Source organism: Arthrobacter sp. NPDC058127 (assembly GCF_042884555.1).
GTDB lineage: Bacteria > Actinomycetota > Actinomycetes > Actinomycetales > Micrococcaceae > Arthrobacter.
This window is the reverse complement of the sequence record NZ_JBHVTT010000009.1, coordinates 150,353-176,955: the sequence shown is the minus strand read 5'-3', so window position 1 is coordinate 176,955 and position 26,603 is coordinate 150,353. Positions and strand designations below refer to the sequence as shown.

Genomic DNA, 26,603 nt, shown 5'->3' with positions numbered 1-26,603 from the left:
ATTCCTCCCGGAACGCGGCGTCGTATGTCTTTCTGCGGGTGGTCATCTGAAACTGAGGCTCCCATCAAGCTGTCTCACAAAACCATACGGCCGCAGCGTTTCCGGGGGGAGCGCCACAGGTGAGCGAGCGTTTAGGGTGGAGGGGTGCCGTCGTTCCAGACCAAGTTGAAGATCACCGGGCTCAAGCCGGGCAATCCGCCGGAGTCGGTTATGGCCGCAGCCCTTGAGGCCCTGGAAACGCGTCATCATGTCGAATCCAATCAGCTCGACATTGTTGGTGGCGTCGCCCAAATCAGCCTCCGCTTCCTGGTGGAGCCGCGCGACTACCCGGGCGAGAACAACGAGGCCCGCGCGTCGGCAGCCATGATGCGCGACGCCGTCGAACGCGTAGCGCTCACAGGGAACCTTTACGTGCTGCGCCGCAAACGGGGGAAATGGTCGCCGGTTTGAGCCCGACGCCGGGACGCGCCTAAAGGTGCGGCGGCTCGCCCGGCTCGTCCACCGGCGAACGGTCGCCCCGGCGACGCGTGACGATCACGCCCACCACGACGCCGATCACCAACCCCACGCCGACGCCGATCAGTGAGCTCGCCCAGAACGGAAGCTTCGTCGTCGAGCCCGCAAAGTAACCCAACCCGGCTTGCCACGTGGCCCACAACAGGCCGCCCAAGCCGGCGCAGAGACTGAAGCCGCGGGAGGAAACCTCGGCGATCCCGGAAGCGGCCGACGCAGCAAGCCGCCCACCAGGGATGAACCGGGCACCGATAATCGCGCCGTAGGTGGAGGAGCGCCCGGCCCTGGCGATGGCCCGGTGGATGCCCTGATGGACTTTGCGGCCCCAGGCCCAGCGGTCAAGGACGTGGCCCAAGCGGCGCTTGAAGAGCTGGAAAACTATCATGTCGCCCAACCACGACCCGCCGGCGGCCAACAGACCCACCAGCAACAGGTTGACCCGACCCTCAGCGGCCAGCGCGCCACCCGTGATCACCAGCATCTCGGACGGGATGGGCGGGAAGATCGCGTCGCCGACCACCATGGGGATGATCCAGGCGTAGATCGCGGCTCCCCAACCATCGGCGGTGGTGATGTCCATGGGCACAAATTACCCCACTTTGGTGCATCCGACGGAGTGTCGTGCAAGACTGGCGCCATGCGGCTCGAAATCCTGCAGGGTGACATCACCACGCGCGACGTCGACGCGATCGTCAACGCTGCCAACTCGTCTTTGATGGGCGGCGGCGGAGTGGACGGCGCGATCCACCGCGCGGCCGGCCGGGAGCTCCTGAACGCGTGCATGGAGGTGCGAGAGCGATACCCGCACGGACTGCCGGTGGGCCAAGCCGTGGCCACCCCCGGCTTCAAATTGCCTGCCCGATGGGTGATCCACACCGTTGGCCCCAACCGGCATGCAGGCCAGAACGATCCGGAACTGCTGGCTTCGTGTTTCCGCCAGAGCTTGAAGGTGGCCGCTTCCCTCGGGGCGCGTTCTGTTGCGTTCCCCGCAATCAGTGCGGGGGTCTACGGCTGGGACGCGCGCGAGGTCGCCACAGTAGCGCTCGACGTCGTCAGCGGGTTCGACGCCGAACACTCCAGTGGTCTGGAACTCGTCGAATTTGTTCTGTTCAGTGCGGAGACGACGGACGTGTTCCGGAGCGTGTTCGGGGCTTAGGAACAGTGGCGCGCACTTTCGCCCGCGGGGTTAGGCGGACTGCGCCTCAAGCACGGACTTCAGCTGTCCGAGATGTCCGACTTCCGACTCCATGGTCTTGGTGATCATCGACCCCATGAGCTTCATGAAGCCCTTGGGTTGGAGATCCAAGGTAAAGCGTACGGTTGTGCCGCCGTCGTTGTCGTTCAGCGTGAAGGATCCTGTTGGGCGGGCGGGGCCGGCGATGACCTGGAAATCGAGCCGCTTGCCTGGCTCGGCTGCGGTGATCTCGTAATCGCCGGCGATCGTGCGGCCCCCGGGGCCAGCCATCGTTTGCGAGTACACGGCACCCTTGTTGCCTGCTTCTCCGCTTGCGAGGGCGACGGTCTTCACGCCCGGACGCCACAGCTTATTGTTCAGCCCGTCCGCGAGGAAGGCGTAGACGTCGTTTGCGGGGCGGTTGATCGAGACTTCGTTTTCAGCGTGGGCCATGTGGTTCCTTTTCGCGAGACCGAACTCCGCCCGCGGTCATCGGGCCGGCAAGACTGAGCATATACGCCCGATCCGGCGGGCAACGTGGAACCGAGCCGCTGTTTCCCCGCCCCGCGCTGGATACCGACGCTCGCTCACGTATATGGGTGTTTGGCCGGACGCTCGCTCAGATGTGACCCCAAGCTGAACATGTTCCTCATTTTGGTGAGCGAGGGTTTCGGGAAAGGGCGCCACAGGTGAGCGAGGGTTTCGGGAAAGGGCGCATAGGTGAGCAAGCGTCCCGGGAAAGGGCGCCACAGGTGAGCGAGGGTTTGGAGGGGGCGTCAGGCGGGGTGGGCTTCGCTTAGCTCGAGGCGGCTCCGATACTCCACGGACTGTTTGCTGATGGGGTCAACGAATCGGATGCCGCGAGCGAGCAATTGCAGCGGCTTGGAGTAGTCGTCCGGGGCCTTGTCCAGGAGTTCGGGGTAGAACGCGTCGTTCACGATTCCCAGCCCGAGCGAAGCCATGTGCACGCGAAGCTGGTGGGTCTTGCCGGTGTGGGGCTCAAGCCGGTACAGCGCTCGGCGGGCGGCGCCGCCGTCGTGAGCGCCGCCGTCGAACGTTCTCAGCAGCTCAATGCGGGTTTCTGCGTTGGGTTCGCCGTCGATCACCTCGGCGAGGAGGTAGCTGCGGGATTTTGTCATGCGATTGCGCACGACGGCGGGGAATTCGACGGCGGGAAAGCCTGCGGCGGGTGCCGCCGCGGAGACGCACTCGTACTCCTTTTGCACCTGCCGTTTTTCGAAAAGCACCTGGTACTTGCCGCGGGTCTCGGGGTTGGTGGAGAGCAGCAATACGCCGGCGGTCATGCGGTCGAGCCGGTGCATCGGGATGAGGTCCGGCAGGTCCAGCTGGTTCCGGAGCCGGACGAGCGCGGATTCCTGGATGTAGGTTCCGCCCGGAGTGGTGGGCAGGAAGTGGGGCTTGTCGACGACCAGGAGGTGCTCGTCCTGGTGAAGGATTTTGATCTCCACCGGCAGCCGGGTCTCAGGTGGGAGGGTGCGGTAGTACCAAATGAAGGTGTGTTCTTCGAGGGGGGTGCGGCGGTCAAGGGGCGCCCCGCCCTCGCCGACGATTTCACCGGCATCGAACCTGTCCTCGATGCCCTGGGGGTCGATATGGCCCCAGCGGTGCATCATGTAGTCCATCGCGGTATCCCACGGCCCCTCGTCCGGAAGGCGCAGACGGGTGGCGTTGACGCCGTCGCGCACGGGAAGGGGGGATTGCATCACCGGTCCATTCTACCGGGGGCTGCCTCAAGGCCCGCCGTGTCTGGCCCCTGCGCCTGTAGGTGGCACCCCCGCACGCTCAGTACGTTGTGCCGCCTGGCAAAATGACGGGCTTGATGGGTTGTTGGTTGAAGTTGAAGTCGTTCACCAAGTTGCCAAGTTGGGGGTTGTTCTCCCGGACATCCGGCCGGGGATCTGGCCGCCCGTCGGTGGCCGGGTCGAGGCGTTGGCCGTGGAGGAAGTCGTCTTCGATGAACTTGGCGTATGCGTCGTGGCTGAGGATCTGGTGGTCGATGTTGCCCTGTTTGGCGTAGGGGCTGATTACGATTCCAGGGACACGGAGTCCGTAGCCGTTTTGGTCCACGGTGGGCGGGGTGACGTGGTCGTAGAAACCGCCCCAGTCATCCCACGAGAGGAAAATGGCGGTGCTATTCCAGTCCGGGCCCGACATGACGGCATTGATGAGGCCCGTGACGTAGGCCTGCCTGGTGCTGATCAACGCCGGGGGGTGCTCGCTCACGGATCCGGTGGGGTCGATCCAGCTCACGGCAGGCAGCGTGCCCTTCTTGGCGGCGGTATAGAAGTTGGTGAGGGACTGGATGTTGCCTAGCTGGCCGTCCTGCTTCACGGTGTCGAAGTACGGTAGCGGATTCCAAATGCCCGGTGTCTTCGCGTTCTGGGCTACGGGAGCGCAGGATATGGCCGCGTCATCTTGGCAGTCGGGCTCGGTGCCGTTGAAGACGTAGTACGCCCAGGGCACGTTCTGTTTGTGCAACAGGTAGGTCAGATCGGTCCAAGCGTAGTCAGGCGGAGCAAGCAGATTGGCGGCGGCCAGCAGCTTTTGCTTGAGCGCTTCGGGGAAGGTTGCTTTGTCGATCGCGGCCTGGCAAGTCGTGTAGGAATCGGAGCCGGCACAGTTTTGCGTGATGAGTGTGTGCAGTTGCATGGCAATGTCCGGTGTGATCCCGGCAGCAGCGAGTGCATCCTGGCAGGCCTTGTTCTGCAGGCCGGCCCGGCATTTGCCGATGAGGGTGGACTGGATCGAGGTGGTAAAGTCCGGCGGACTGCCCGGATTCTGGAGGGCGTTTACGCAGGATTGTGGATCGCCCGCGCGGCTGCATTTGGCCGACCATTCCGAGACCATGTATAGGTGCTCGGGCAGGCTCCAGGAGGCGTTGGGTTCGAACATGTGGTCCTGCAAGGTGAAGTCCCTGGCATACGCCCAGTAGTTGGGCAGATCACGCGCGTCGTGGTAGCCCATCACGTCGCTTTGGTTACCGCCCGCGCAGGCTGGGGCGTTCGGTGCGCAGTTGTTCGAGGCTTTCTCGGCCTGGGCGATGAAGCCGTCCATTTTCCCGCCGTCGATGTCCGCCGTGGCATTGCTCTGGCTGTGCGGGCCACCGGAGTTCCGGTCGGAGGGGTCGTAGTACGGTTTCACGCAGGATCCGCTGGCCGGATCGGGAACGCACACCGCGGGGGCACCGTTCTGCACAGGCATGCCGTCCGCTCCGGGGAAGGTGCCAAAGTAGCTGTCGAACGAGCGGTTCTCCTGCATGATGACGATGACATGTTGGATCTTCGAAATCCCTGTATCCACCGCGGACGTGCCGGCCCCAGCCGAGGCTGCAGCGGCGCCGGCGCCGGCGCCGGCCCCAGTGCCGGCCGCCACCAACGTCCGGGACCAAAAGGCGCCGAAAAAGACGGCAGCACCCACAAGTGCGATGACCGCGACGATGGACAAGGCAGCGAGGGCCGGACGCCGCAACGCCCAAGCCCGGATCCGCCCTTTGCGACGCCTGAGTGGCCGATCGGCTCCGGACTCAGCGGGCGGACTATTGAACCTCATCTTGCACCTCGCGGACAGTGATACCCGCAGGGTACTCCTTGGTTGACCGCTGCGGTACAGGCCGGTACGGCGTCCCGCAAGACGGCGCCAGCAACTTTCCGACGAGAAAAAAGTTATTGACAATAAAAGTTGTCGGTAGGCAGAATAGAGGCATGTTGGACATCGAAGTGATCGAGGATCCCGCCGCGGCGGAAGCGTCGCTGGACCCGATCCGCACCCGCATCCTGCAGGAACTGGCCGAGCCCGGTTCCGCCACGCAGCTGGCCGTTAAGGTGGGCCTGCCACGTCAGAAGGTCAACTACCACCTCAAGGCCCTCGAACGGCATGGACTCGTCGAGCTCGTGGAGGAACGGAAGAAGGGCAACGTCACCGAACGCGTTTTGCGCGCGACGGCGGCGTCGTACCTGATCTCGCCGGTGGCACTTGCGTCCGTGGCGCCGGATCCCCGACGCTTCTCGGACCGCTTTTCCGCCTTCTGGCTCCTGGCCCTCGCGGCCCGGACGGTCCAGGAGATGGGCAAACTGATAGCGGGCGCGGCCGCGGCCAAGAAAAAGCTTGCGAGCTTCGCGATCGACGGCGAAATCACCTTCCGATCGGCGTCGGACCGCGCCGCTTTTGCCGAGGAGCTCGGCGTCGCGGTGACGCGGCTTGTGGACAAATACCACGACGGCGGAACCGGTGCTTCGACCGAAACAGCGAGCGGCGCACGCAAGCACCGGCTCGTCGTCGTACTCCATCCCGCACTCAAGACAAACACGCAGCACTTTCCAGAAAAGGAACAGGACAATGACTGACAACCGTGAATTCGAAATCGTGGCCGACACCGAACTGCCCGGCACTCCTGAACGGGTCTGGCAGGCTGTCACCCAGGACACCTCGGCGTGGATGTTTCCCACGGATCAGTGGCCGGCCGTGAAAACCGTGGACGAGTACCCCAGCCACCTTGTGACCCGGATGGACGGGCCGGACGGCTGGTTCAACCAGCTGGAGCACGTGCTCGAACCGCTCGACGGCGGCCGGGCCAAGCTGCACTATGTCCACAGCGGCATCTTCGCGGACAACTGGGAGGGGCAGTACGACGGCGCCAGCAAGCACACCGAGTTCTACCTGCACACCCTGGGCCAGTACCTTCAGTACTTTGACGGCAAGCCCGTGGTCTTCACGGATATCCAGGGCCCTGCGGCCTCGCAGACACCCGACGGTTTCGTGCAACTGAAGAAGGCCCTCGGCGTGGACGGCGTTGCGCAGGGTTCGACGGTTGAGGTGGACGTCGACGGCGTGGGCCGGCTGAGCGGAGAGCTCGACTTCTCCAACCAGCACTTCCTGGGCCTACGGACGGCCGACACGCTCTACCGCTTCTTCGGCCGCAACTCCTTCGGAGCACCCGTGGGCATGACGGTGCACGATTTCAGCGGCAGCAGCGATTCCGAATTGACCGCGAAGGCCTGGGGTGGGTTCCTGGAGAAGGTGTACGCCTAGAACTGCGACTCGCAAAAAGCTGGCCGACACGCAGATGGTCTGACGACTACGGAATTCCGGAGTCCTCAGGCCGTCTGCGCGTCGCACGGCAATTCGGGCGTCATTGCCAGCCTCGCGCCACGGCATCCAACGCCGCGTCGTAGATCCCTTCCCAATCGGTTCCGGGTTCTTCCATGTTCGCCAACTCCAGGCTGACCAGTCCGTGGACCTGTCCCCAGATGGACATGGCGATCATCGTGGCCTCGGCGGCGCGGACGGTCCCCGCTTTCTGCGCGGCGGTCACCGCCTCCATGAGGGGAAGCATGGCTTCCGAGGCGACTGCCGGCGTCGGGCTGCAGTCCACATAGCTGGCAAGTGCGCCACCAAACATGAGCCGGTACAAGGCCGGGTGTTCCAGTGCCCAGGAACGGTAGGCGAGCCCCAAGCCTCGGAGCCCACCGCTTTCGGCGAGCCGTTGCGAGTCGCCGAACGAGCGGAATCCGTCGTCGACGGCGGCCGTCAGCAATTGCGCCTTGCCGCCGAAAAGTGAGTAGACCGCCGTGGTTGAGGTCTGGGCGGCCGCGGCAACGTCGCGGAGAGTGACCCGCGCGGGGCCATCCCGGTCAACGAGTTCGGCCGTCACCTGAAGAAGCCGCTGCCGGACGAGCTGGTCATGAACGATGGGTCTTGCCATGCCTCCAAGTGTTTCATAACATTGTTTCGTAACAGCGTTATTAAACTCAATGAGCGGAACTTGAGCTATCGTTCCCAGACCGAAGGATTCACATGGCACAGGAAATCTTCCCGGGACGCTTCACGGCGGACACTGGGCGCGAGTCGGTGACCGTTTTCCTCATCGGAATGCGGGCCAACCGTTGGTGGAAGATCGGCAAAGTGGCGCGCGTGGCATCGGCAATGCCCACCATGCTCCGCCATCTCGCAGCACATCCCGAGTCCGGAATGCTCGGCTGCGAACAGTGGTTCGGGCGTACCACCATGCTCCTCAGCTATTGGGAGAGCCCCGAGCATCTGAGGCGATTTGCGGCGGACAGGGACTCGCCGCATTTGGGGCCGTGGCGACGTTTCATGAAAGAAGTCTCGGGAAGCGGTGACATTGGCGTGTGGCACGAAACCTATCAGGTGCCGGCGTCGGGAATTGAGGCGGTCTACAACGGCATGCCGCAGTTTGGCCTGGCCAAAGCAACCTCGCATGTCCCGGTCGGTCCGGGCACCAACACTGCCAAGCAGCGCATGGGTGCCGGGCAACCCAACTGACTCGCAGTTAATGTCGTTCTGAGGTCTCAAAACGACAACAAATGCGAGCCAGTTGGGTGGGGGAGGGGCGACGGCGACGGCGGGACTTAGGCGACCGCGGCTGGCTCCTTGGGCGCTTTCAAGGTCCTCCGGAGTTGCGGCGATGCGTCGATCCGGGCTTGGGCATCTCGCAGTGCCAGCACCGCCGTCTCAAGCTGGGCCGGCGCGAGCGTGTACGGGACGCGCATGAAGTGCTCGAAAGCCCCGCCGACGCCGAAGCGCGGCCCTGCCGCCAAGCGCACGCCGAAGTCCGGGGCGACGACGGTGAGCGCCGTACTCGACGGCGTGGGCAACCTGCACCATGCCGTCAGCCCGCCGCGCGGACGTTCCACGTGCCAATCTGGCAGGTGCTCGGCCAGTAGTCCGAGGAGCGCTTCCCGGTTCCGCCGCAGCTCGGCAAGCCTGGCGTCCAGCGGTTCGGTGAAGGCCCGGAGCAGCCGAGCCGCCGCCAATTGCTCGACGACGGGCCCGCCCAGGTCCATCGTCGTCCGGGTCTGCACGAAGCGGCTGATCAGGTCCTCTTCAGCACGGATCCACCCGGTCCGGAGCCCCGCCCAGTGTGACTTGCTGAGCGAACCGATGGTCACCACCGCCGGACTGAACGCCGCGAGCGGCGAGGTGCTGACGGCGTCGAGGTTTAGCTCCCGCAGCGTCTCGTCCACCACGATGACAGTGCCCGTCCCTGCCGCCTCGCGGACCAGGCGGCGGCGCTGGAGGTTGGACATGATCCGCCCTGTGGGGTTGTGGAAGTCCGGCACGAGGTAGGCCATGGCCGGGCGTTGATGGCGCATCGCCGCCACCATGCCGTCGATATCCCAGCCGCCCGACGTCGGCTCCACTCCACCGCCCGACGTCGGCTCCGCGGCAGGCGGCATCGGCACCGGAACCGTGCGGGAGCCCGAAGCGCGGATTGCGTCGAGCGCGTTGGGGTAGCTGGGATGCTCCACGAGGACCTTCTGTTGCCGCCCGGCGAGGGTCCTCAGGATGATGTTCAGCGCGTGCTGGGCCCCGGAAGTCACCAGTATCTGCGCGGCCGTGGTGGGGATGCCGGCTGCCGTGTAGCGGTCCGCGATGGCTTCCCGGAGCGGCGGGAGGCCTACCGCGTCGTAGCCAAAACCGGGCAACAATGCCGGGAGGTCAATCAACGCATCGGCGAAAGCCCGGTGCACCACCTCACCCGTGGCCGGCAACGAAGCATAGGCGAGATCAAGAATCCCATCCGGAACGGCCAGTCCCGGTCCGCTGACGGGAACTGTCCGGTGCGGAATGCCCGTTCGGCCCCGGCTGCCCTGGCCACCGCTCAGGAATCCTTGCTCGCGCAAGCTGGCGTACGCGGCGGTGACAGTGGTCCGGCTGACGCCCAGGGTGACGGCAAGCGCGCGCTCACTGGGCAGCGCGACATCGAGCGGGATACGCCCGTCCATGACCAAAAGGCGCACGACGTCGGCAAGCTCGCGATAGGCGGGAGCGGCGCCGGTGTTCCACGGACCGAGGAGACGCGCCATGGCTGTGGGGTTCAGGGATCCGGGCATAAGACCAGTATTGCAAACTGGCTATGGAAAGCAATGCCAGTTTTCGGGAGCATTGTTTCATGATGACCCGCAGAATCACCCAGCTCCTGATCGGCCTCGCGATGTATGGGATCTCCCTAGCCATGTTTATCCGGGCCGGCCTTGGCCTGGATCCCTGGGATGTGTTCCACCAGGGCGTCTCGGGGAAGATCGGGTGGAGCATCGGCACCGTCGTGGTGGTTGTCAGCTTCCTGGTCCTTCTCCTCTGGATCCCGCTGCGGCAGATGCCCGGCTTCGGAACCCTCGCCAACGCCGTGCTGGTGGGTGTCTTCGCGGACATCGGCCTGGCCCTTATCCCTGCGTTCTCGCACCTGGGTGGCCAGATCGCCATGCTCGCCGGCGCCGTGGTCCTCAACGGCATCGCCTCAGCTTGCTACATAGGCGCACGCCTCGGCCCGGGCGCCCGCGACGGACTCATGACGGGACTTGCCCGCCGCACTGGCTGGTCGGTGCGCTTGTCCCGGACGTTGATCGAGGTTGTTGTGCTTGGCGTGGGCTGGCTGCTTGGCGGATCCGTCGGCGCGGGAACTGTTGTCTATGCCTTGGCCATCGGACCCCTGGTGCAGTTGTTGTTGCCTCTGTTCACGGTTCCGGAAAAGGCCCGTCAGACTGCCCCTGAAGCGGTTCCGGCCGTTCCGTGACGCGGGTTCTTCCTGGCGACTCGCTGATTTCCTGACGCCCTCGGAATTCCGGGGGCGTCAGGAAATTTCCGCAGCGTCAGCCGGGCGATTTGGGCTGGCACTCCGGGCAGAAGTAGATGGTCCGGTCTTCCAACCCCGACGCCGGTCCCAGCACTCCACGACGGATGGGCGTACGGCAGCGAAGGCATGGCTGGTTCTCCCGCCCGTACACCCAGTATCCGGAGCGGGGCGTTCCCCGGACTCCAGGGAACGCGGTGCCGCGCGTGATCCTTGGTCCCGGACCCAGATTGGCTTCGAGCAGGACCTTGGCGTCCGCGAGCATCCCCGCCAGATCCTTCACAGCAGATACCGGAGCGGCTGGATGCACCCCGGCCAGGAAACACGCCTCGCAACGGTAGATATTGCCGATACCGGCAAGGTTCCGCTGGTCCAACAGCGCGACGCCGACCGGTGTGTCCGGCGCGGCCCGGAGCCGACGAACGGCCTCTTCCGCGTCCCAGTCGGGCCCGAGCAGGTCCGGGCCGAGGTGCCCTACCACCCGGGACTCGTCCGGGGTCGGGATCACTTCCAGGATTCCCAAGGAGAAGCCGACGACGTCGGCCGTCGCCGTGCGGAGGACGCACCTGGCCGTGTGGCCGGGTTTCCTCCACCGGCCACCGGGGGCATAGACCTGCCAGCTTCCCTCCATTTTCAAGTGCGAATGGATGGTCAGGGCGCGGCGGGGTCGTCCGGCCTCCGCAGGCCCGGGCCCCGCGGAGCCACCCGCCGCCGAGCCGGCCGCGTCCGGGGAGCCACCGTCCGCCGGCTCCAACAAGCGCATAAGTAAGTGCTTTCCCCGCGGCACCACCTCGGACACGGTCCATCCGGCCAAGTTAAGCGTGGCAAACCTGGGTACCCGGAAGTCCGAGGAGACAAGTTTCTGTCCAGCGAGGGCCTTGTGCAACTCCGCGGCGGCCCGCCAGACCGAGTCACCTTCAGGCACGGATCCTCAAACCCTTCGGCGTGGAGTACGCCCCGGCAGCCGCAAGGGCAGAAGCCACGGGGGTGTCCAAGAGGTCATGGCCATTGACTTTCTCCATGATCAATTTGTCCACTGCCCCCCGGCGCACGACTCCCACAAGCGCCGCAGCGGCAGCCGCCAGGACGGCGTCGTCATGGCTGAAGGTCAGCAAGGTCTTCCCGCCGCGTTCGACGTACAAAACCAAAGCGCCGTCGACCATCACCACCAGGGCTCCTGCTTTCCGCCCCGGACGGTGACCCGATCCGGCGTCGACGGCCAGCGCGGGCCACGGGAGGGCCGCACCGTACGGGTTGGCGGGATCCGTTGCGGCAAGGGCCAAAGCGAAAGGCTCGGCTTTGGCGAGTTGGGCATCTTCGGTGAAGGAACGCAAACGGTCCACAGTCGCCGGCACTGCAAACTGGGCGGCTCCGAGGTGCTCGATGAAGTAGCCGCGGCGGCAGCGTCCGGCTTCTTCGAGGCGCGCAAGGACTTTGTACATCAGCCCGAACCCGCCCACGATGTTCTCCACCATGACGGAGCCGCGGGTCACTACGCCGTACCTGTCGAGGAGGAGTTCGGCGGTGCCACGCGCATGGATAGTGGGGTCTAGCTCAGGAGCCGGCAACGCCGACCAGCGGCCAACGGCCAGCGGGGGAGTCGGAGCTGTTCCGGTGACCGAGCCGTAGCGGCCGCCCGTGAGTCCCGGCGACCCCATCAAGCCCGTGCCATGCGAGCGGCCGAGCCTGCTCATGCGCAGGGATCTTGCCCGCGGCGGCCGGGCTGGCTGCTTGTGCGCCGTGCGGCCGCCGGCAATCATCGCGCGGACAGGGGCGAAGGTATCGCCAGTGATGCGGCCAGCCCAGACAAGATCCCACAGGGCAGCCATCACGGCGTCGTCGCTGAGGACAGCATCCATGCCGCCCGCAACCTCGGTGAGTTGCCGGAAGAAATAGGCGCCCCCACCGCTCTGCAGGTACTCCAGAAGGCGGAGCTGGGCATCGCCGGGCTCGAAATCAGGGTCCGGGTTGAGCGTCAGTTCCGCGGCTTCGGCCACATGGAGGCTGATCCACCCGTCGTTGCCCGGCAACGAGCCGGCCCCGGACCACAAGACTTCGCCAGCGGCCATGAGCTCGTCCAACATGGCCGGCTGGTAGTCCGAGATCCGGCTGGCCAGCACCAAAGGCTCCCACGCCGACGCCGGAACAGGCACGCCGGAGAGCTGATCGACGGCAGTCATGATGCCGTCGAGCCCTCGCAGTGCCGGGGCGCCGCTGCCTCCAGAAGAACCAGGGCGGCCGGCAGAGGGCGCGGACACGTTTTGCCAAGAGGGCAGGAACCTGCCGTACGCGGCAGCATCCACCGGCTCCACTTCGGCGCGCAGAGCGGCCAGCGAACGACGCCGGAGCTTGCGCAGCACTTCGGAATCGCACCATTCGCTGCTCGGCGGAACAGCCTGGAGTTCCGGTTCCGCAAAGGGTTCGATCCCCTCATCGGGAACGGTGTCCGGCACACTCGGGTGCGGTCGGAACTCGCCCTCCACCACGCGGCCGTCCGCCGCCAGGCGTTTGAGCGCAGTGCTTACGACGGCGACACCCAGTCCCAGCCTCGCAGCGGCTTCCTCGGCCGTGAAGGGTCCGTGGGTTCGTGCGTAACGGGAGACGAGGTCCCCGAGTGGATCGTGGACGGGTTCGATGAAGGCGAGCGGCACCCCCATGGGCAGCGGAACGCCGATGGCGTCCCGGAGCCGGGCGGCGTCCTCGATGGCGGCGAATCGTTCCACACCGCTGAGGGTCACCGTGAGGGCGCGGTTGGCCTTGCGCAGCGCAGCCAGATGCCGGGCAGCCAGATGCGATGCGGCCAGATGCGCTCCGGAGGCTCGATGCGACTCGACCACCAGTTGCGATGCCGTCGGATCCGGGGAACCATCCGTGGAAGGCTCCACTCCTTCGGGCTGCAATCGGGCAGCCACTTCTTCGACGCTCAAGGGGCCCAGCAGGCGCAGCAAGTCCGCGACTCCCTCCATGCCGCGGACTTGCCGATCCGGCGCCAGCCGCTGGAGTTCGAGCTCGGTGGCCTCAATGACCTTGGCGTCCAGGAGTTCGCGCAGTTCCACCCTGCCCAGGAGCTCGTTCAGGAGCGTGGAGTCGAGGGCCAAAGCAGCGGCCCTGCGTTCGGCGAGCGGGGAATCGCCTTCGTACAGGTACTGGGCCACGTACCCAAAGAGCAGCGACTTGGCGAACGGGGATGGCTGCTGCGTGGTGGTCTGTACCAAGCGCAGTTCCCGGCGTTCGATCGAGGCGGCAATGTCTTTCAACGCGGGGAGGTCGTAGACATCCTGCAAACATTCGCGCACGGTTTCGAGGACGATGGGGAATGAAGGGTATTTCTTGGCAACATCCAGCAATTGCGCCGAGCGTTGCCGTTGCTGCCAGAGCGGCTGCCTTTTCGCAGGATTCTGCCGCGGCAACAACAAAGCGCGCGCGGCACACTCGCGGAAGCGGGAGGCGAACAAGGCACTTCCGCCAACCTCCGCCGTCACGATCTGCTCAAGTTCCTCCGGATCGAACAGGAAAAGCTCAGCCCCCGGAGGCTCGTCTTCCATCATCGGCACCCGCAGCACGATGCCGTCGTCGGCGGCCATAGCGGAACCGTCCAGGCCGTAGCGCTGCTGAAGGCGCTGCCCGACGGCGAGTGCCCACGGTGCGTGGACCGGCATGCCGAAGGGGCTGTGCAGCACCACGCGCCAGTCGCCGAGTTCGTCATGGAACCGTTCGACCACGAGCGTCCGGTCATTGGGGACCACTTCCGTGGCCTGCTTCTGTTCGCCCAGATACTGGAGCAGGTTGCCGGCGGCGTAGTCGTCCAGCCCGCTGGCCTTGCAGCGTTCCAGCGCGGGACCTTGATCGGAAGCGGAGAGCTCGCGCACGAATGCTCCGAGGGCGCGGCCGAGATCCACCGGCCGGCCCAAGGAATCGCCCTTCCAGAAGGGGAGTTTTCCGGGCTGCCCGAAGGCGGGCGAGACGAGGACACGGTCGTGGGTGATGTCTTCGATTTTCCAGCTGGTGGCACCCAGGGCAAAGATGTCCCCGACGCGTGATTCGTAGACCATTTCTTCGTCGAGCTCGCCGACGCGCCGGCCGCCTTTGGCAGCGCGCGACGCCGGACTGGGCTGCTGCGCGGACGCCGCACCGGCCTGGCCGGAGGCGGAACCGGAGCCGGAACCGGAGCCGGAACCGGAGCCGGAACCGGAGCCGGAACCCTCCGTCTCCGTGCCGATGATGTACACGCCGAAGAGCCCGCGGTCCGGGATGGTGCCGCCTGAGGTCACGGCAAGGCGCTGTGCTCCCGGCCGGCCTTCGATGGTGCCCGCGTTCCGGTCCCAGATGATGCGCGGCCGGAGTTCGGCGAATTCGTCCGAAGGATACCGTCCGGCCAGGAGGTCCAGGGTGGCTTCGAAAGCCGAGCGGGGCAAAGTGGCGAAAGGAGCGGAGCGGCGCACGGTGGCGAACCACTCCTCGACATCGATGCTTCCCAGCGCGGTGGCGGCGACCGTTTGTTGGGCCAGGATGTCCAAGGGATTGGCTGGAACATGGAGGCGTTCGATCTTGCCGCTCAGCATGCGCTCCACGGTGATCGCCGTGTGGACGAGGTCTGCCCGATGCTTGGGGAAGAGTACGCCTTCGGAAATCTCACCCACTTGGTGTCCCGCGCGGCCAACCCGTTGCAGCCCGCTCGCCACCGACGGCGGCGACTCGACCTGGACAACAAGGTCCACCGCGCCCATATCGATGCCCAGTTCCAGGGAAGACGTGGCTACAACGCACCGCAGCCGGCCAGACTTGAGGTCGTCCTCGATGAGTGCCCGCTGGTCCTTGGATACGGAACCGTGATGCGCGCGGGCCAGGACCGGATCGGCGCCGCTGGTGCTTCCAGCTTGCGCCATCATGTGCACGGGGGTCGCCGTCGAGGACGGCAGCCCCGAGAACGGCCCCGAGTCCACCACTGAATCCGCCGGGACAGAGAACACATCCACCGCCATGAGTTGGCGTTCCGCGTAGATCTCGTTCAGCCGGGCTGTGAGTCGCTCCGCGAGGCGCCGGGAGTTGGCGAACACAATGGTGGATTGCTTCGACAGGACAAGATCAACGATCTTCTCCTCAACATGCGGCCAAATGGACGCTTGAGGTTGCAATCCGGAGGCGGGCCCGGAGTCGAAGGCACCCGCAGCTCCCGCCAGGTCGGACATGTCCTCCACAGGAACGCTGACGCTGAGGTTCCAGTTCTTGCGCGACGGCGGTGCGACGATTTCCACGGGTGCCGAACCGGCGAGGAACTGTGCGACGAGCTCGCGCGGCTCCACGGTGGCCGAAAGGCCGATCCGTTGGGCGGGTTTCGGCAGCAACGCATCAAGCCGTTCCAATGACACCGCGAGGTGCGCGCCACGCTTGGTGCCTGCAACTGCGTGGACCTCGTCGACGATTACGGTGTCCACCTCGCTGAGCGTCTCCCGGGCTTTGGACGTCAGCATGAGGAACAAGGACTCGGGCGTGGTGATGAGGATGTCGGGCGGGTGGCTGAGCAGCGCGCGGCGGTCCGCCGTCGTCGTATCTCCGGAGCGGACACCGACGCTCACCAAGGGGGCCGGCAGCCCGAGCCGTTTGGCGGTCTGCGTGATGCCGATCAGCGGCGAGCGGAGGTTCCGTTCAACGTCCACGCCGAGTGCCTTGAGGGGTGAGATGTACAGGACGCGGGTCTTGCGCTTGGGAGCTTTGGCACGTGCGGGTGGGTCCTCAAGACCCGGAAGGGCGTCCGCGGAAGCAACCGGGGACACGGACAAGAGCCGGTCCAGCGCCCACAGGAATGCCGCGAGAGTCTTGCCGGAACCCGTGGGTGCCACCACGAGGGCGTGCGATCCCGAAGAAATGGCCTTCCATGCACCGTCCTGGGCAGGTGTGGGCGCGGAGAAAGCACCGAGGAACCACTCGCGCGTGGCACGGCTGAAGCGGTCCATGGCCGTACGGCCAGGACCGCCCGGTAGCTTCTGCTCCTGCATTCCTCCATCATGCCTCACCGCACCGACACAATAAGGTTCAGGGCTAGACCGCCTACCCCGCCTGGAACGCCTGGACGCTCAGGAGGTTGATATTGGTGTTGCTGCAGGCCGTGCGTTGCTGCGGGATGAACAGCGAGGCAGTGTCCTCCGGTGGGTAGACCCGGAAGCCCGCGGCAGGTGCCTGGGTGCATTCGGGGTAGTTGCCGGCCTGGGTGTAGCGGAGTTGGGCGAAACCGGCCTTCCCCGGAGCAAGGACCACTTCCGTCACAGGCTGGGTGTCGTCGCGCGCGGCGGCCGCGCCGATCGGATCGCCCGTGGGTCCGGACGTGAGTGAGACGCCCGGGAAGCCATTGAGGACACAGGGTTGCGTACCGGAGTTGGTGAGGATGAGTTTCATGTAGACGCTGCCTGCCGCTCCACCCCCGGTGGAGTCGACAGAAGCCGTCAGCGAGCCCGCTTTGCAGAGGGCGACGCCGGATGCCGTCGTCCCGGAGCTCGATGGTGTGGCGCTACCGCTTGAAGTCGGAGTACTCGAGGCCGAGGGTGACGACGAGGCCGAAGCCGTGTCGCTGGGCGTGGCTGTGCCCGAGGGCTGGACTTGGCTTTGGGCGCAGCTGGAGAGCAGGAATAACGAGGTTGCTGCCATTGTGAGCAGGAGACCGTTCTTGACTCGCATATTCGTCATGCGCACAGCATTTCGTCGTCATTTGCCGGAGTCAACTACGGCGCGGCAGCGTCGCCGGATTGGCGTCCGGATCGTAATGTTCCGGACGCCGACCCAGCGGACTCGTTACTTGGACACTGAAGCCTTGGCGGAACGGCTGCGGAAGAAGGCCGCGCCGCCCAGCCCCAGCCCGGCCACCCCTGCGATCAGACCGGCCCAGCTGCGTGCCTGCGAGCCGTCGTCGGTAACGGAAGCTGCTTGCTCTGTGGAGATTGAAGCAGCCATATGACCGCCAGCCGCGGCCGCATCCGCGCCTGTGACGGCCACCGACGGAGCCGGAGCCTTCAGCGAGTGCGGGTCCTGGCCGTCCTTCGGGATTTCAGCCCAGTTTGTTTGCCCTTGCTCGCAGTTCTGGAGCGTCGGGAAGTAGAGGGTCTTGCCGGCGGCGTCGGGCAGCTTCACGGACAGGACCAGAGCGTCGCGCAAGTGCGGGTCCAGCGGGGCCTTGGCCGTGTAGACGATCTGGCTGGTGCGCTTGGTGATGGATGTGCCGTCGGCCAGTTTCTTGGGTTCGGGCAGGGTCTGCGTCACCTTCTCGACCGTCCAGTTGGGGTTCACCGTGGGCGTGGCGTCCGTCAGTTCCTCGGGGAGGTTGATGGTCAGCTTGGTGGTGCCCGAGGTGTCGCAGCCGTGCGGGACGCCGAAGGTCAGTAGCGCGTACGAGTTGGCGGTGGTCTTGTCCGGGTTGATGGAGACGTGGGCGGATGCGCCTGCGAGCCCGGCCATCATCAGTGCGGCGGTGCCGCCCGCGATTGCGGTAGCGGAGAGGGCACGGCGGAGTGAGGACTTGTTCATGGTTGTTGCCTTTCAACGGGCGCGCGAAAGCGCGCCAAAGTGCGGGGGATGTGCCCGTCACCAGTTGAAGGCGGTGCCGGGCGGAGTCAGGAGGGTACGACGACGGCGGGCGGGCCGCGTCTGCTGTCTTGCCTGAGGTTCCGCCACGGGCGGGGGATGAATACCGGAGGTGCGCTGAACGCAACAGCTCCGCTACCGGCATCGGGCCTGAAGATCAGTCGGAGGAGCTGTAGGAGGGGACGAAGCCAAGCCTCGAGCTGCCACAGTGCCTGCTCGCCCTTGGCCAGGAGCAATGCCGAAGCGGCAGTGGCGAGGGCGTGCCCGGTCAGCATCAACCAGCTGAGGGGAGTGTCGACCTCGTGAAAATGTACTGTTTCAGCGCCCAGCGGCGGGGAGAGGTGTTCGGCCGCCAAGTGGTGTGCCGGTGAACCCGGAGCCGGAACGGTAAGCGGGCCGAACGCCGTGAAGGCTTCGTGCAGGACCAGCTGGCCGGCTCCCAGAAGCGCGGCGATGGCCGGGAATCCGAGCTTGAACCGGGTGGCAAGAGTCGTGACGAGCCCGGTCAATGCGAGGACGGCCAGCAATACCGGTGCCACTGGAAGCGCGCCGCCGGAGAGGACGTGGGCCCCTGCCGCGAGGGCCACAATGGCGATAGCCAGAGCGCCCGAACGCATGGCATGGAAGGGTGTCCGGGCATGCGATGCGCGCACGGGTTCCTCCCTCGGTAGCGTTCAAGCGGATGGTTGACCGTCCAGTTCCGGCTGGTCAACCTGGATATTCTATCGGTGGTTCGTGACCGGGCCGCTGTCGGATGGGTCAGGTGACGGGCCCGGTTCGAAATTGTCTTCCATCGTAAGAACCAGGGCGAGCGCCGGGATCACACACTGGATGACCGCCGGGGGAACGGTGTAGTGGGTGTCCACGTCGACGAGGCCAAGATCGGCGAGGGTGGCGAGCTCGCGGAGCGCCCGGATCGCCTCGAAAGTGGGCAACGCGCTGCCCACCGTTTCGTTCGCTGCCGCACTCTTGAGTTCGTCCACGCTGACGGGCTCCCCACTGGCTCCCTTCAAGAGGACCCTGGCCAGGGTTGCATTATCCCGGGGACCTTTTTCCCCCATGCTGCCGGAATCCATCACTGCACTTGCAAGGAATACCGTGAGGAACTCACGCCGGATCTGAAGCCTCGAGTCGAGGTCCTGGGAGTGCCACGATTCGGCGCCAGCGCCAGGTACCGCACGCGTCGAACCGATCGACAGGATACGGGTGCCGACCATGGCAGCCCAGATATCGCTTAGTACGGGAACTTCGTGCATGGAGCCGGCTTCAAATGACTCAGGATCGACTTCGCCCTCGACTTCGGCCGCGCCCTGGCCCTCCGGGAGAGGCCGTTTCCCGGTCTTTTTCCCTCTGGCTTTCACTCCTACCGCTCCGGCCGCACCTTCAATGTCTTTCAGCCGGAGCACGCCCGTGCTGGTGACGTCCTTTCCGGATCCCAGCCACTCCAGCAAACGTCCGGTCAACTGGAGGACCGGGAGTTCCTGGAACGCCCGGTCCTGCTCTTCGTCGGAGAGCTCCGGGATATCGCCTGGAAGATCCAATTCCCCGTCAGCTTCTTCGTTGAGGAGCATATGGAGGACGAAGTAGTCCTCCTCGGTTCCCGACCAGCGGCCCGTTTCAAAGAGGAATTCAGCATAAAGGTGCAAGTAATCGAAGATCTCGACAAGCGCCTCATCGCTGTCAGCCACGTCAAGCATCCCGGCAAGGGCAAGGGCTGCATCGTCCAAGCTGTCAGGGTCGAACCTGGTTGCGGAGCTTTCCTCGCTGATCGCGTGGCTCGCCGAGATGAAGAGTTTGACGATGTGCAGACACCTTAAGGCGTCTTCGGCGTCACTGAATCCTTCGTACCAATGAACGAATTCCGGGGTGAGGGAGTCGACTACGCGATGGTTGAGGACCAACTGCAAAGGCATTTTGGGGGCCGAAGGCACTGCCTTGAGGTGCCCGCCGCGGGCCTTTGGCTTTTTCGTCTTCCGGCTCATGGCTGCTCCTTCGCTTCCCGGGCGCACAACTACCGCACTGACGTTACCCGAATCAATACGCGGGTTTGGAAATCAGGCAGTTATTGCTGGACCGCCCTCCGACGGCTTGCCGGCTTGGCCTTTGTCGGACGGACCCTCGCTCTTTGGCCCCTTGCCCGCGGATTCCGGCGCGGATTCCGGCGCGGCTTCCGAATATCTGCGTGCCGCCCGCGAGCCGGCGATGGTGCTTGCCCCGATGCTGATGAGGGCGCCAAGGATCATGGCGGCCGCTTCTCCCGGTTCCAGCAGGTGCAATTGGGAGCCGATGGTGGCGGCTGCAACCGGTACTCCCAATTGGGACGAGGCCAGTACTGCGAGCGGCAGGGGCTGGCCGAGGGCCCGGATGCTTCCGTGCACCAGCAATGTTCCAAAGCCAAGGCAGATCCCGAGGAGGATCATTCTCGGGCTGCCCGCGAGGGTCCGCAGGTCGAGCGATGCGCCCAGCCAGACGAAGAACACCGGCCCCAGGAAACCATCGCTCACGGCGAAGAGCTGGTGCGCCAGGCGACGGGGTTCGCCCACCGCGGAGACCACCAGACCGAAGGAGAACCCGGCCAGCATGATGGAGACGTGGCCAAGGACCGCGAGCCCTGAAAGCGCGAACAGCAAGGCCAGCTGGATCCGTAGTTCTAAGGCGAACTTCCGGTCTTCGGACAGGTCATGCAGCCGTCCGCGGTTGCCGCTGTTCTCCAGCCAGCGAAGCACAAAAAACAGGACCAGCGCGCAAGCCGCGACGACGGCTGCCCCGACCGCCGCCCGGCCGGCGTTCGGCGGGTCAACGGCTAACGGAAGCGCCACAATGCAAGCGATATCAGCGATCGCCACTTGCGCCGTCGTCGTCAGGACCTTCGGCCCTGTCAGCCGAAGGGAGTCGACGATCGGCAAGACCAACGCTGCTGAGGAGGACGCGAGCAGAACGATGTAGAGGGGAGCATGTCCGGTGCCGAAGGCTAAAGCGATGACGACTCCGACGACGGCGGCCAGCACCGCCGCGATGCCGGCGCGCAGTGCGCCGCTACCCAGTGCGGGACGGATGGCCTTGTCCCGTACGGGGACATGCGTCCCGGCGACGAACATGATGAGGGCGAATCCGACGTCGGCCACGAACGTGAACGTCGGATCCGAGGAGTCCACCAGGCCGAGACCCGTGCGTCCGATGACGATGCCCGCCAGCAACTGTCCCAGCACAACCGGAAGGTGCCATTTCCGGGGGAGCGCGAGCAACGGTCCGAGGAGCGCGACCGCGGCGATCAGCGAAAGCTGAAAGAACGACACACGTTCCTCCTTCTACCGGCGTTGCGGTTGGTTAGCGGCGGTCACCGGGGCGCATCAGCCAGTTTCAGGGGAATGTCGGTGTTTTCGTTCGTGTAGTAGCTTGCGCACACCCGGTGATAGCCATCGGCCACTTGCGCAGGAATGCCCCGGGCAAGGTCGCCCTTGACCATGAGGATAGGCGAGAGCCTCTTGCCCTCCTTGATCTTCTTCAAGTCCGAGGCGACGTGGGCGTTGTCCTCGGGCAACAGCGCCAGCCGCGCGGCACGGAGGATGTCCTTGGCCTTGCGGTGCTGGATGGGCGCATCCTTGAGCGCCGCGACCACGGAGGCAACGACGTCGTCTGATTCCAACAGGGACAAATAGTCCGCCGCGCTCGGATAGTCCTGGTCCTCGGGCTGCGCCAACCAGCGGACTTCGTCTTTGTTGTCATCAGGCATGCGTTGTGCTCCTTGGCCAGCGGTAACGGCTTGCAAACGTAGGGGGCGCCGGACGCGGGACCTTGGAGAGGTCCGTGCCGGGACGTCGTCGTCGTAATTCAAGGGCGAGACTCTCCTGACCGCGCGCCATCGCCCAATGGTGATTCGCGGCAAAAGCGGGCTTGAGCAGCCAGCTTAGCCGCCGGAGCAGCGGTTTCGAGGTGCTGACCCGCCAATCATAGGTGACCACCGTTTCCGGTCCGTCCTGTTCGAAAGTCCAGCGCCCGGTACCGCTCAGGTCACCGCTCGCTGCGATCGCGAAACCTCTCTCGGTGATGGGTTCGGTGACAGTGAACCTCCAGCGAAGCGTGTACGGCAGCCAGCCTTTCGAGTGCAGCGAGAAGGCTTTTCCGGTCCCGTCCGCATTTCCCGGATCCAGCGGAACAACCCTCAAATACACCGAAGGCCACCAGTGGGGCAGTGTTCCGGCGTCGCCCAAAATATTCACGACTTCGCGCGGGGTCCCCGCGACGCGCCACACTGTGAGGAACTCGTAGTCGGCGTTGCTCTTGGAAATGCCGCCCATTGCTGCCTCCACGGCGCGGATGGATAGTGGACTCACAGTACTCATGCCGTTGCACACGGTCAACGGCCCGGCTTCGGCGTGCCCGCGGGCTGGTTACTCCCGGACGGTCACCGTCAGCCGTTGGATGTCATTGTTTCCCATGCCTTGATAGTTCCACTCCGGCGCCTCCGGCTGGGTCTGCCCGGTGGAATCCGTCGCGCGGCATGCCAGCTCGTGGGAACCGGGCGTTGCGATCCACGTGAACGTCCATCCACGCCACGCATGCCGGCCGGTCGGAGCTTGAAGTTGGGCCTCCTCCCAGGCCCCGTCCACACAGACTTCAACGCTATCTACGGTTCCTTTCCCGGACCAGGCCCGGCCGCTCAGCTGGACAGGTCCGGCGTCGACAGTGCGTTGCCTCGTGAAGAAATCGGGGACGCCTGGGGGAGCCATGAGGGAGCGGACTTTGATCCGCTGAACGGGTTCGCCCGGATCGTCTGCGTCTTGGGTGTAGCGGTAGGAGTCGAGCTGTTGGTAACCGTCGAAGCTGTGGTCTATTGCCTCGATGGATTGCAGCCATTTGACGCTCGTCATCCCGTACCAGCCCGGAACGAGCAGCCGGACAGGGTAGCCATGCTGCGGTGGCAGGGCTTGGCCGTTCACCTCATAGGCGAGCAGGACGTCGTCGGACATTGCTTCCGCGAGCGTCAGGCTGCGCGCGTATTGATGCTCCACACCGCCTTGGATCCCGCGGTCCGCGCCCGTGAAGACGAGTTCGACGGCGTCGGGGGAGACGCCCGCGTCGAGCAGCAACGGAGCGAGCGGGGTACCGGTCCATTCGGCGGTGCCCACTCCACCCTGGTCCCATGGTTGACTCACAGGCCGCGGTTCCAGCCGCGAGCGGCCGTTGCCGGCGCACTCCATCGTGACGGCTTGAGTGCGGCGCTCGCGGTGCTGGAGGTCAGGCAGGGTGTATTCGTGCGGATGGTCTACGAGTCCGCCGATATTCAGCCGCCACGAGACGGGATCGATCTGGGGGACGTCGAAATGGACCAGGAGATAGTGCATGCCCAGCGGTGTGACGGGCCATCGGAGCATCTCCAACGGCATGGCGTGGTTGCGCGAAGCCAGTTGCAGTTCTTCGCGGGTGATGGGACCGGTTGTTGGAGTGGCCGGTGTGGTTGGTTCTGTCGGAGCAGCAGGGGCGGTGGGGGCCGGGGTGGCAACAGCGGCGCCTTCCGCTGTGCGGCGGGTGTTGACGCTCATGATCCCAGTATGGCCGCCCGTGGCGGTGGTGTCACTGATAGTTTGAGTCCTAAACAACCTCAGGAGTCCGTTGATGGCGCGCCCGCTCAAACCCTTGATCTCCATCGATGCCGTGGTCACGGCCGCCCTGGAACTCATTGATGAGACCGGCGATTTTAGCCTCCCCAAACTCGCCGCGCGGATCGGTGTCAGCCAGTCCTCCATCTACAACCACGTGTCGGGACGGGAAGAGATCCTGGAACTGGTCCGGGGCCGCATTACCGAAGGCGAGCCGTTGCCTCTCGACGTGGCTCCCGGTGCCGAGGCCAGTTGGGAGGATGTGCTGCGGTCCGAGATCCGCACCTACCGGGAAAACTTCGCCCGGCATCCGCGTGCGGCCCCGCTCATGGTGATGCAGACCGTCCGGAACCCCCACGTCATCGCCCTTTATGAGCGCATGGCTTCTGCCCTGGAGGATGCTGGCTTTCGGGGCCCTGAGGTTGCCTCGACCCTCGCCATGATTGACAGTTTCGCCATTGGCGCGGCGCTCGACCTGGCCGCTCCGGGCAGTGTTTGGGATGTGGCACCGGGCACCGACTCCGCGCTGGGACGTGCCGTAGAGGGAGCATCGGAACTCACCGACCGGGCCGAAACGGCTTTCGAGTTCGGGCTTGAGGTCCTCATGGACGGCCTGCGCTTGCGGGCAAGGCCGGATGGGGCGTTGACCAGGCAGGATCCCGCGTAGTCAAGGGAAGTTTCCGCCCGGGCTTGTGCTCGACGAGGTTGCTCGCCATACTAAACGAAAGCCTTTCGTTTAGTGATTAAGGAACCCCCAGTGACCACCTTGCCGCGCACCCTGTACCGAAACGCCAAGATCTTCACCGCAGCCGGGCCTGCTGCTGCCGAGGCCATGATTGTTGAGGGAGAGCGACTGGCTTTTGTTGGCAGCGAGCCCGAGGCGCTTCGGATGGCGGTTCCGGCCGCCGTCGTGGATTTGGGTGGTGCCTTTGTGCTCCCGGGCTTCATCGACGCGCACACGCACATCGTGATGATGGGCCAGACCATGCAGAAGGTTGCCTTGCGCGACGCCGCCAACCTCGAGGAGATCCAGCTCCGCCTCAAGGAAGCCGCCGCCGCAAATCCGGAGGCTCCGCGCATCCTGGGCACCAGCTGGCTGTTCTCGGCCATCCCGGGCGGTGCGCCGACCGCGGCGATGATTGACGCCGTCGTGCCCGACCGCCCGGTGTACCTGGACGCGAACGATCTCCACTCCATGTGGGTCAACACCGCTGCGCTGGCGGAGATGGGCATCGACAAGGACACACCGGACACGCTGGGCGGCAGGATCCTGCGCGATCCGGAAACGGGCGAGGCAACCGGGCTGTTGGAAGAAACCGCGATGCATGAGTACGCGTGGCCGAAATTGGCTTCCATGACAACCGATGAGCAGCGCGACGAGCACTTGGCTGCGGCATTCGAGCACTACTTGTCCACAGGTGTGACGAGCGGAATCGACATGGCGCTGGTCGAAGACGAGCTTGGCGCGATGCGTCGTGCGCTGGCGAGGGGAAACGGAACGCTGCCCCTACGTGTCAACGCCCACTGGCTGGTTGCTCCTACCGGAAACCATGAAGAAAACCTTGCCCAGGTGGCTCGCGCGGCGGAGCTGGCCCGCGAGGTGAATTCGCCGTGGCTGAGGGTGATCGGCATCAAGATCATCGCGGATGGAGTTATTGACGGCTGTACCGCAGCCATGAAGGAACCGTATGCGGACGGCAGCAACGCGGAGCTGATCTGGCAGCCCGAGTTCCTCAATCCGGTGGTAGCCGCCGCCGATGCCGAGGGTCTCCAGGTAGCCATTCACGCGATCGGCGACCTCGCATCCGAAGTAGCCCTTGACGCCTTGGAATACGCCAACGAGGTGAACGGGCCCAGGGATCGACGGCACAGGATTGAACACATGGAAACCGTGACGGCGGAGAGCATCCAACGCCTGGCAAGGCTGGGTGTGGTGGCTTCCATGCAGCCCGTCCACGCGGATCCGGCTGTGCAGGAGAACTGGCGTGCCATGCTGGGCGACGATCGCGTCGACCGCGCCTACCCGTGGACGGAATTCACCGACGCCGGCGCCACCCTGGCGCTGGGCTCGGATGCTCCCACCGCCCCGCACCAGCCGCTGCCCAACATGTTCGTCGCGACCACCCGGAAGTCCGCCTTGGACGCGAGCCTGCCGGCGAACCTGCCGAAATACGCCCTGGACCTCGCCGACGCACTCAGCCATGCCACCCGCGATGCGGCCTACTCCTGCCGCCGGGAGGCTGAGCTGGGTACGCTCGCCACCGGAATGCTGGCGGACTTTGTGGTACTGGACACGGACCCGTTCGACGCCGGACTGGACTCGCTGCTGACGGCGTCAGTCGCGCTCACGGTGGTGGGCGGGGAAGTGCGGTACCGGGGGTAGGGGGCCGGGGCTCCGGGTCCGACGGCGGGCCGTGCGGCCGTCGGGCTGTGGGGCCGTCGGCCTGCGGGCCGTTGGGAAAGTATTCTTCATTGAGTTGGTCTTTGGTGCTCGCGCTCCTGGACTGAGACAAATGAAAGAAGGAGAGCCTCCGTGAAGATCCGTGCCCCACGACTCGACGTGAGTGGCGTTCTCCTAGTTTGGGCCTAGATATTCGGGCTGTGGCAGCCTTTTGTATGGTGGCGGGGGATTGTCGCTGCCGTATGTTTGATCGTCGCGCTGTGGGGTTTTGTTGCTTGGTACCGGCGTCGTCCTGCGCGGGGACGTTAGGGCACTCTTTTCCAGGGCGGCTGGCGGTTATCTGTTTTTGAGGAAGATTGCCATGACGACGATGCCGCCGATGATATCCAGCACGGCAAGGACCTTTCCGGCAGTTGCCTTGACCCCGGCCGCTTCGGCCCGCCGGGCCATAGTGAACGCTACGGCCCCCGCAGCAATGCCGAACAGGAACAGCCCGACGATGCCGATGATGATGGATGCACGGCGGTACTTCTGTCCCTGCCGAAGGTGGAACTCGGCCATGTCCGGCTCCGCCTGGCCATTTTGCTGCGGCATCGTTTCGTATTGAAGCTTGTTCGAGTCGGTCACGTATTCCCCCTGAAGATTTTGGGCACTGTTCAGTGCAAATGAATGAAGCTTACGCTGCGGATCGGGTTCTTTCGCGCATTCTTGTGGTGGTCTTCCGTCCGTCAC

The 26,603-nt window shown here is 65.1% G+C and carries 25 protein-coding genes; 8 read left to right on the top strand and 17 right to left on the bottom strand.

The window, feature by feature from the left end; translation table 11 throughout:
• Positions 1 to 144 precede the first annotated feature (144 nt).
• On the top strand, positions 145 to 450 hold the full coding sequence (locus ACFVTG_RS14055; RefSeq protein WP_390281332.1) for a hypothetical protein: 306 nt from the start codon (positions 145 to 147) through the stop codon (positions 448 to 450).
• Between the two features lie 19 nt (positions 451 to 469).
• Here ACFVTG_RS14055 and ACFVTG_RS14050 read toward each other — a convergent pair whose 3' ends face one another.
• On the bottom strand, positions 470 to 1,093 hold the full coding sequence (locus ACFVTG_RS14050; RefSeq protein WP_390281330.1) for a DedA family protein: 624 nt from the start codon (positions 1,091 to 1,093) through the stop codon (positions 470 to 472).
• Positions 1,094 to 1,150: 57 nt separating this feature from the next.
• On the opposite strand from ACFVTG_RS14050, the gene ACFVTG_RS14045 reads away from it, so the two are divergent.
• A complete protein-coding gene (locus tag ACFVTG_RS14045; RefSeq protein ID WP_284753123.1) occupies positions 1,151 to 1,669 on the top strand; it encodes an O-acetyl-ADP-ribose deacetylase in 519 nt (172 codons plus the stop codon).
• A 30-nt stretch (positions 1,670 to 1,699) separates the two neighbouring features.
• Here ACFVTG_RS14045 and ACFVTG_RS14040 read toward each other — a convergent pair whose 3' ends face one another.
• The 3 genes from ACFVTG_RS14040 to ACFVTG_RS14030 form a co-directional block, all read right to left on the bottom strand.
• On the bottom strand, positions 1,700 to 2,140 hold the full coding sequence (locus tag ACFVTG_RS14040) for an SRPBCC family protein (protein ID WP_390281328.1): 441 nt from the start codon (positions 2,138 to 2,140) through the stop codon (positions 1,700 to 1,702).
• 323 nt (positions 2,141 to 2,463) lie between these two features.
• Positions 2,464 to 3,411 (bottom strand): RluA family pseudouridine synthase, encoded by a 948-nt coding sequence (locus ACFVTG_RS14035; RefSeq protein WP_390281343.1) that lies wholly within the window; start codon positions 3,409 to 3,411, stop codon positions 2,464 to 2,466.
• A gap of 79 nt (positions 3,412 to 3,490) precedes the next feature.
• Complete coding sequence (locus ACFVTG_RS14030) at positions 3,491 to 5,257, bottom strand: alkaline phosphatase family protein (RefSeq protein ID WP_390281325.1); 1,767 nt, start codon at positions 5,255 to 5,257, stop codon at positions 3,491 to 3,493.
• 152 nt (positions 5,258 to 5,409) lie between these two features.
• Here ACFVTG_RS14030 and ACFVTG_RS14025 point away from each other — a divergent pair, with 152 nt between their 5' ends.
• Together ACFVTG_RS14025 and ACFVTG_RS14020 are read left to right on the top strand one after the other, a co-directional pair.
• Positions 5,410 to 6,051, top strand: coding sequence for an ArsR/SmtB family transcription factor (locus tag ACFVTG_RS14025; protein ID WP_390281324.1), 642 nt, complete (start codon positions 5,410 to 5,412; stop codon positions 6,049 to 6,051).
• Positions 6,044 to 6,736: an SRPBCC domain-containing protein gene (locus ACFVTG_RS14020; RefSeq protein ID WP_390281323.1), complete on the top strand. Its 693-nt coding sequence runs from the start codon at positions 6,044 to 6,046 to the stop codon at positions 6,734 to 6,736. Before ACFVTG_RS14025 ends, ACFVTG_RS14020 begins: the two co-directional genes overlap by 8 nt.
• 100 nt (positions 6,737 to 6,836) lie before the next feature.
• Here ACFVTG_RS14020 and ACFVTG_RS14015 read toward each other — a convergent pair whose 3' ends face one another.
• The gene (locus ACFVTG_RS14015) at positions 6,837 to 7,409 is read right to left on the bottom strand and encodes a TetR-like C-terminal domain-containing protein (RefSeq protein WP_390281322.1); all 573 of its coding nucleotides are present in this window, start codon (positions 7,407 to 7,409) and stop codon (positions 6,837 to 6,839) included.
• A 92-nt stretch (positions 7,410 to 7,501) separates the two neighbouring features.
• Here ACFVTG_RS14015 and ACFVTG_RS14010 point away from each other — a divergent pair, with 92 nt between their 5' ends.
• The gene (locus tag ACFVTG_RS14010) at positions 7,502 to 7,990 is read left to right on the top strand and encodes a DUF4188 domain-containing protein (RefSeq protein WP_390281321.1); all 489 of its coding nucleotides are present in this window, start codon (positions 7,502 to 7,504) and stop codon (positions 7,988 to 7,990) included.
• Positions 7,991 to 8,076: 86 nt separating this feature from the next.
• Here the strand turns inward: ACFVTG_RS14010 and ACFVTG_RS14005 are convergent, their stop codons facing one another.
• The gene (locus ACFVTG_RS14005) at positions 8,077 to 9,561 is read right to left on the bottom strand and encodes a PLP-dependent aminotransferase family protein (protein ID WP_390281319.1); all 1,485 of its coding nucleotides are present in this window, start codon (positions 9,559 to 9,561) and stop codon (positions 8,077 to 8,079) included.
• A gap of 59 nt (positions 9,562 to 9,620) precedes the next feature.
• On the opposite strand from ACFVTG_RS14005, the gene ACFVTG_RS14000 reads away from it, so the two are divergent.
• Positions 9,621 to 10,241, top strand: a complete 621-nt coding sequence (locus ACFVTG_RS14000; protein WP_390281317.1) for a YitT family protein — start codon at positions 9,621 to 9,623, stop codon at positions 10,239 to 10,241.
• A gap of 76 nt (positions 10,242 to 10,317) precedes the next feature.
• Here the strand turns inward: ACFVTG_RS14000 and ACFVTG_RS13995 are convergent, their stop codons facing one another.
• The 10 genes from ACFVTG_RS13995 to ACFVTG_RS13950 all read right to left on the bottom strand — a co-directional run bounded on the left by ACFVTG_RS13995 (position 10,318) and on the right by ACFVTG_RS13950 (position 23,413).
• Positions 10,318 to 11,223, bottom strand: coding sequence for an Fpg/Nei family DNA glycosylase (locus tag ACFVTG_RS13995; RefSeq protein ID WP_390281315.1), 906 nt, complete (start codon positions 11,221 to 11,223; stop codon positions 10,318 to 10,320).
• Positions 11,216 to 16,294 (bottom strand): DNA glycosylase AlkZ-like family protein, encoded by a 5,079-nt coding sequence (locus tag ACFVTG_RS13990; protein WP_390281313.1) that lies wholly within the window; start codon positions 16,292 to 16,294, stop codon positions 11,216 to 11,218. Before ACFVTG_RS13990 ends, ACFVTG_RS13995 begins: the two co-directional genes overlap by 8 nt.
• A gap of 52 nt (positions 16,295 to 16,346) precedes the next feature.
• Positions 16,347 to 16,979, bottom strand: a complete 633-nt coding sequence (locus tag ACFVTG_RS13985; RefSeq protein WP_284753133.1) for a DUF4232 domain-containing protein — start codon at positions 16,977 to 16,979, stop codon at positions 16,347 to 16,349.
• A gap of 105 nt (positions 16,980 to 17,084) precedes the next feature.
• The gene (locus tag ACFVTG_RS13980; RefSeq protein WP_390281310.1) at positions 17,085 to 17,813 is read right to left on the bottom strand and encodes a YcnI family protein; all 729 of its coding nucleotides are present in this window, start codon (positions 17,811 to 17,813) and stop codon (positions 17,085 to 17,087) included.
• A gap of 86 nt (positions 17,814 to 17,899) precedes the next feature.
• Complete coding sequence (locus ACFVTG_RS13975) at positions 17,900 to 18,523, bottom strand: hypothetical protein (RefSeq protein ID WP_390281308.1); 624 nt, start codon at positions 18,521 to 18,523, stop codon at positions 17,900 to 17,902.
• Positions 18,524 to 18,592: 69 nt separating this feature from the next.
• Positions 18,593 to 19,852, bottom strand: a complete 1,260-nt coding sequence (locus tag ACFVTG_RS13970; protein WP_390281306.1) for a hypothetical protein — start codon at positions 19,850 to 19,852, stop codon at positions 18,593 to 18,595.
• Positions 19,853 to 19,924: 72 nt separating this feature from the next.
• Positions 19,925 to 21,166 (bottom strand): cation:proton antiporter, encoded by a 1,242-nt coding sequence (locus ACFVTG_RS13965; RefSeq protein ID WP_390281304.1) that lies wholly within the window; start codon positions 21,164 to 21,166, stop codon positions 19,925 to 19,927.
• A 41-nt stretch (positions 21,167 to 21,207) separates the two neighbouring features.
• The gene (locus ACFVTG_RS13960; protein ID WP_284753137.1) at positions 21,208 to 21,603 is read right to left on the bottom strand and encodes a hypothetical protein; all 396 of its coding nucleotides are present in this window, start codon (positions 21,601 to 21,603) and stop codon (positions 21,208 to 21,210) included.
• A complete protein-coding gene (locus tag ACFVTG_RS13955) occupies positions 21,596 to 22,168 on the bottom strand; it encodes an SRPBCC family protein (protein ID WP_284753267.1) in 573 nt (190 codons plus the stop codon). Before ACFVTG_RS13955 ends, ACFVTG_RS13960 begins: the two co-directional genes overlap by 8 nt.
• Positions 22,169 to 22,261: 93 nt before the next feature.
• Positions 22,262 to 23,413, bottom strand: a complete 1,152-nt coding sequence (locus ACFVTG_RS13950; protein WP_390281302.1) for a sulfite oxidase — start codon at positions 23,411 to 23,413, stop codon at positions 22,262 to 22,264.
• A gap of 73 nt (positions 23,414 to 23,486) precedes the next feature.
• Between ACFVTG_RS13950 and ACFVTG_RS13945 the strand changes: the two genes are divergently transcribed.
• Together ACFVTG_RS13945 and ACFVTG_RS13940 are read left to right on the top strand one after the other, a co-directional pair.
• Positions 23,487 to 24,137, top strand: a complete 651-nt coding sequence (locus ACFVTG_RS13945; protein WP_390281300.1) for a TetR/AcrR family transcriptional regulator C-terminal domain-containing protein — start codon at positions 23,487 to 23,489, stop codon at positions 24,135 to 24,137.
• A gap of 90 nt (positions 24,138 to 24,227) precedes the next feature.
• Positions 24,228 to 25,853, top strand: coding sequence for an amidohydrolase (locus tag ACFVTG_RS13940; protein ID WP_390281298.1), 1,626 nt, complete (start codon positions 24,228 to 24,230; stop codon positions 25,851 to 25,853).
• Between the two features lie 354 nt (positions 25,854 to 26,207).
• Here the strand turns inward: ACFVTG_RS13940 and ACFVTG_RS13935 are convergent, their stop codons facing one another.
• A complete protein-coding gene (locus tag ACFVTG_RS13935; RefSeq protein ID WP_390281296.1) occupies positions 26,208 to 26,603 on the bottom strand; it encodes a hypothetical protein in 396 nt (131 codons plus the stop codon).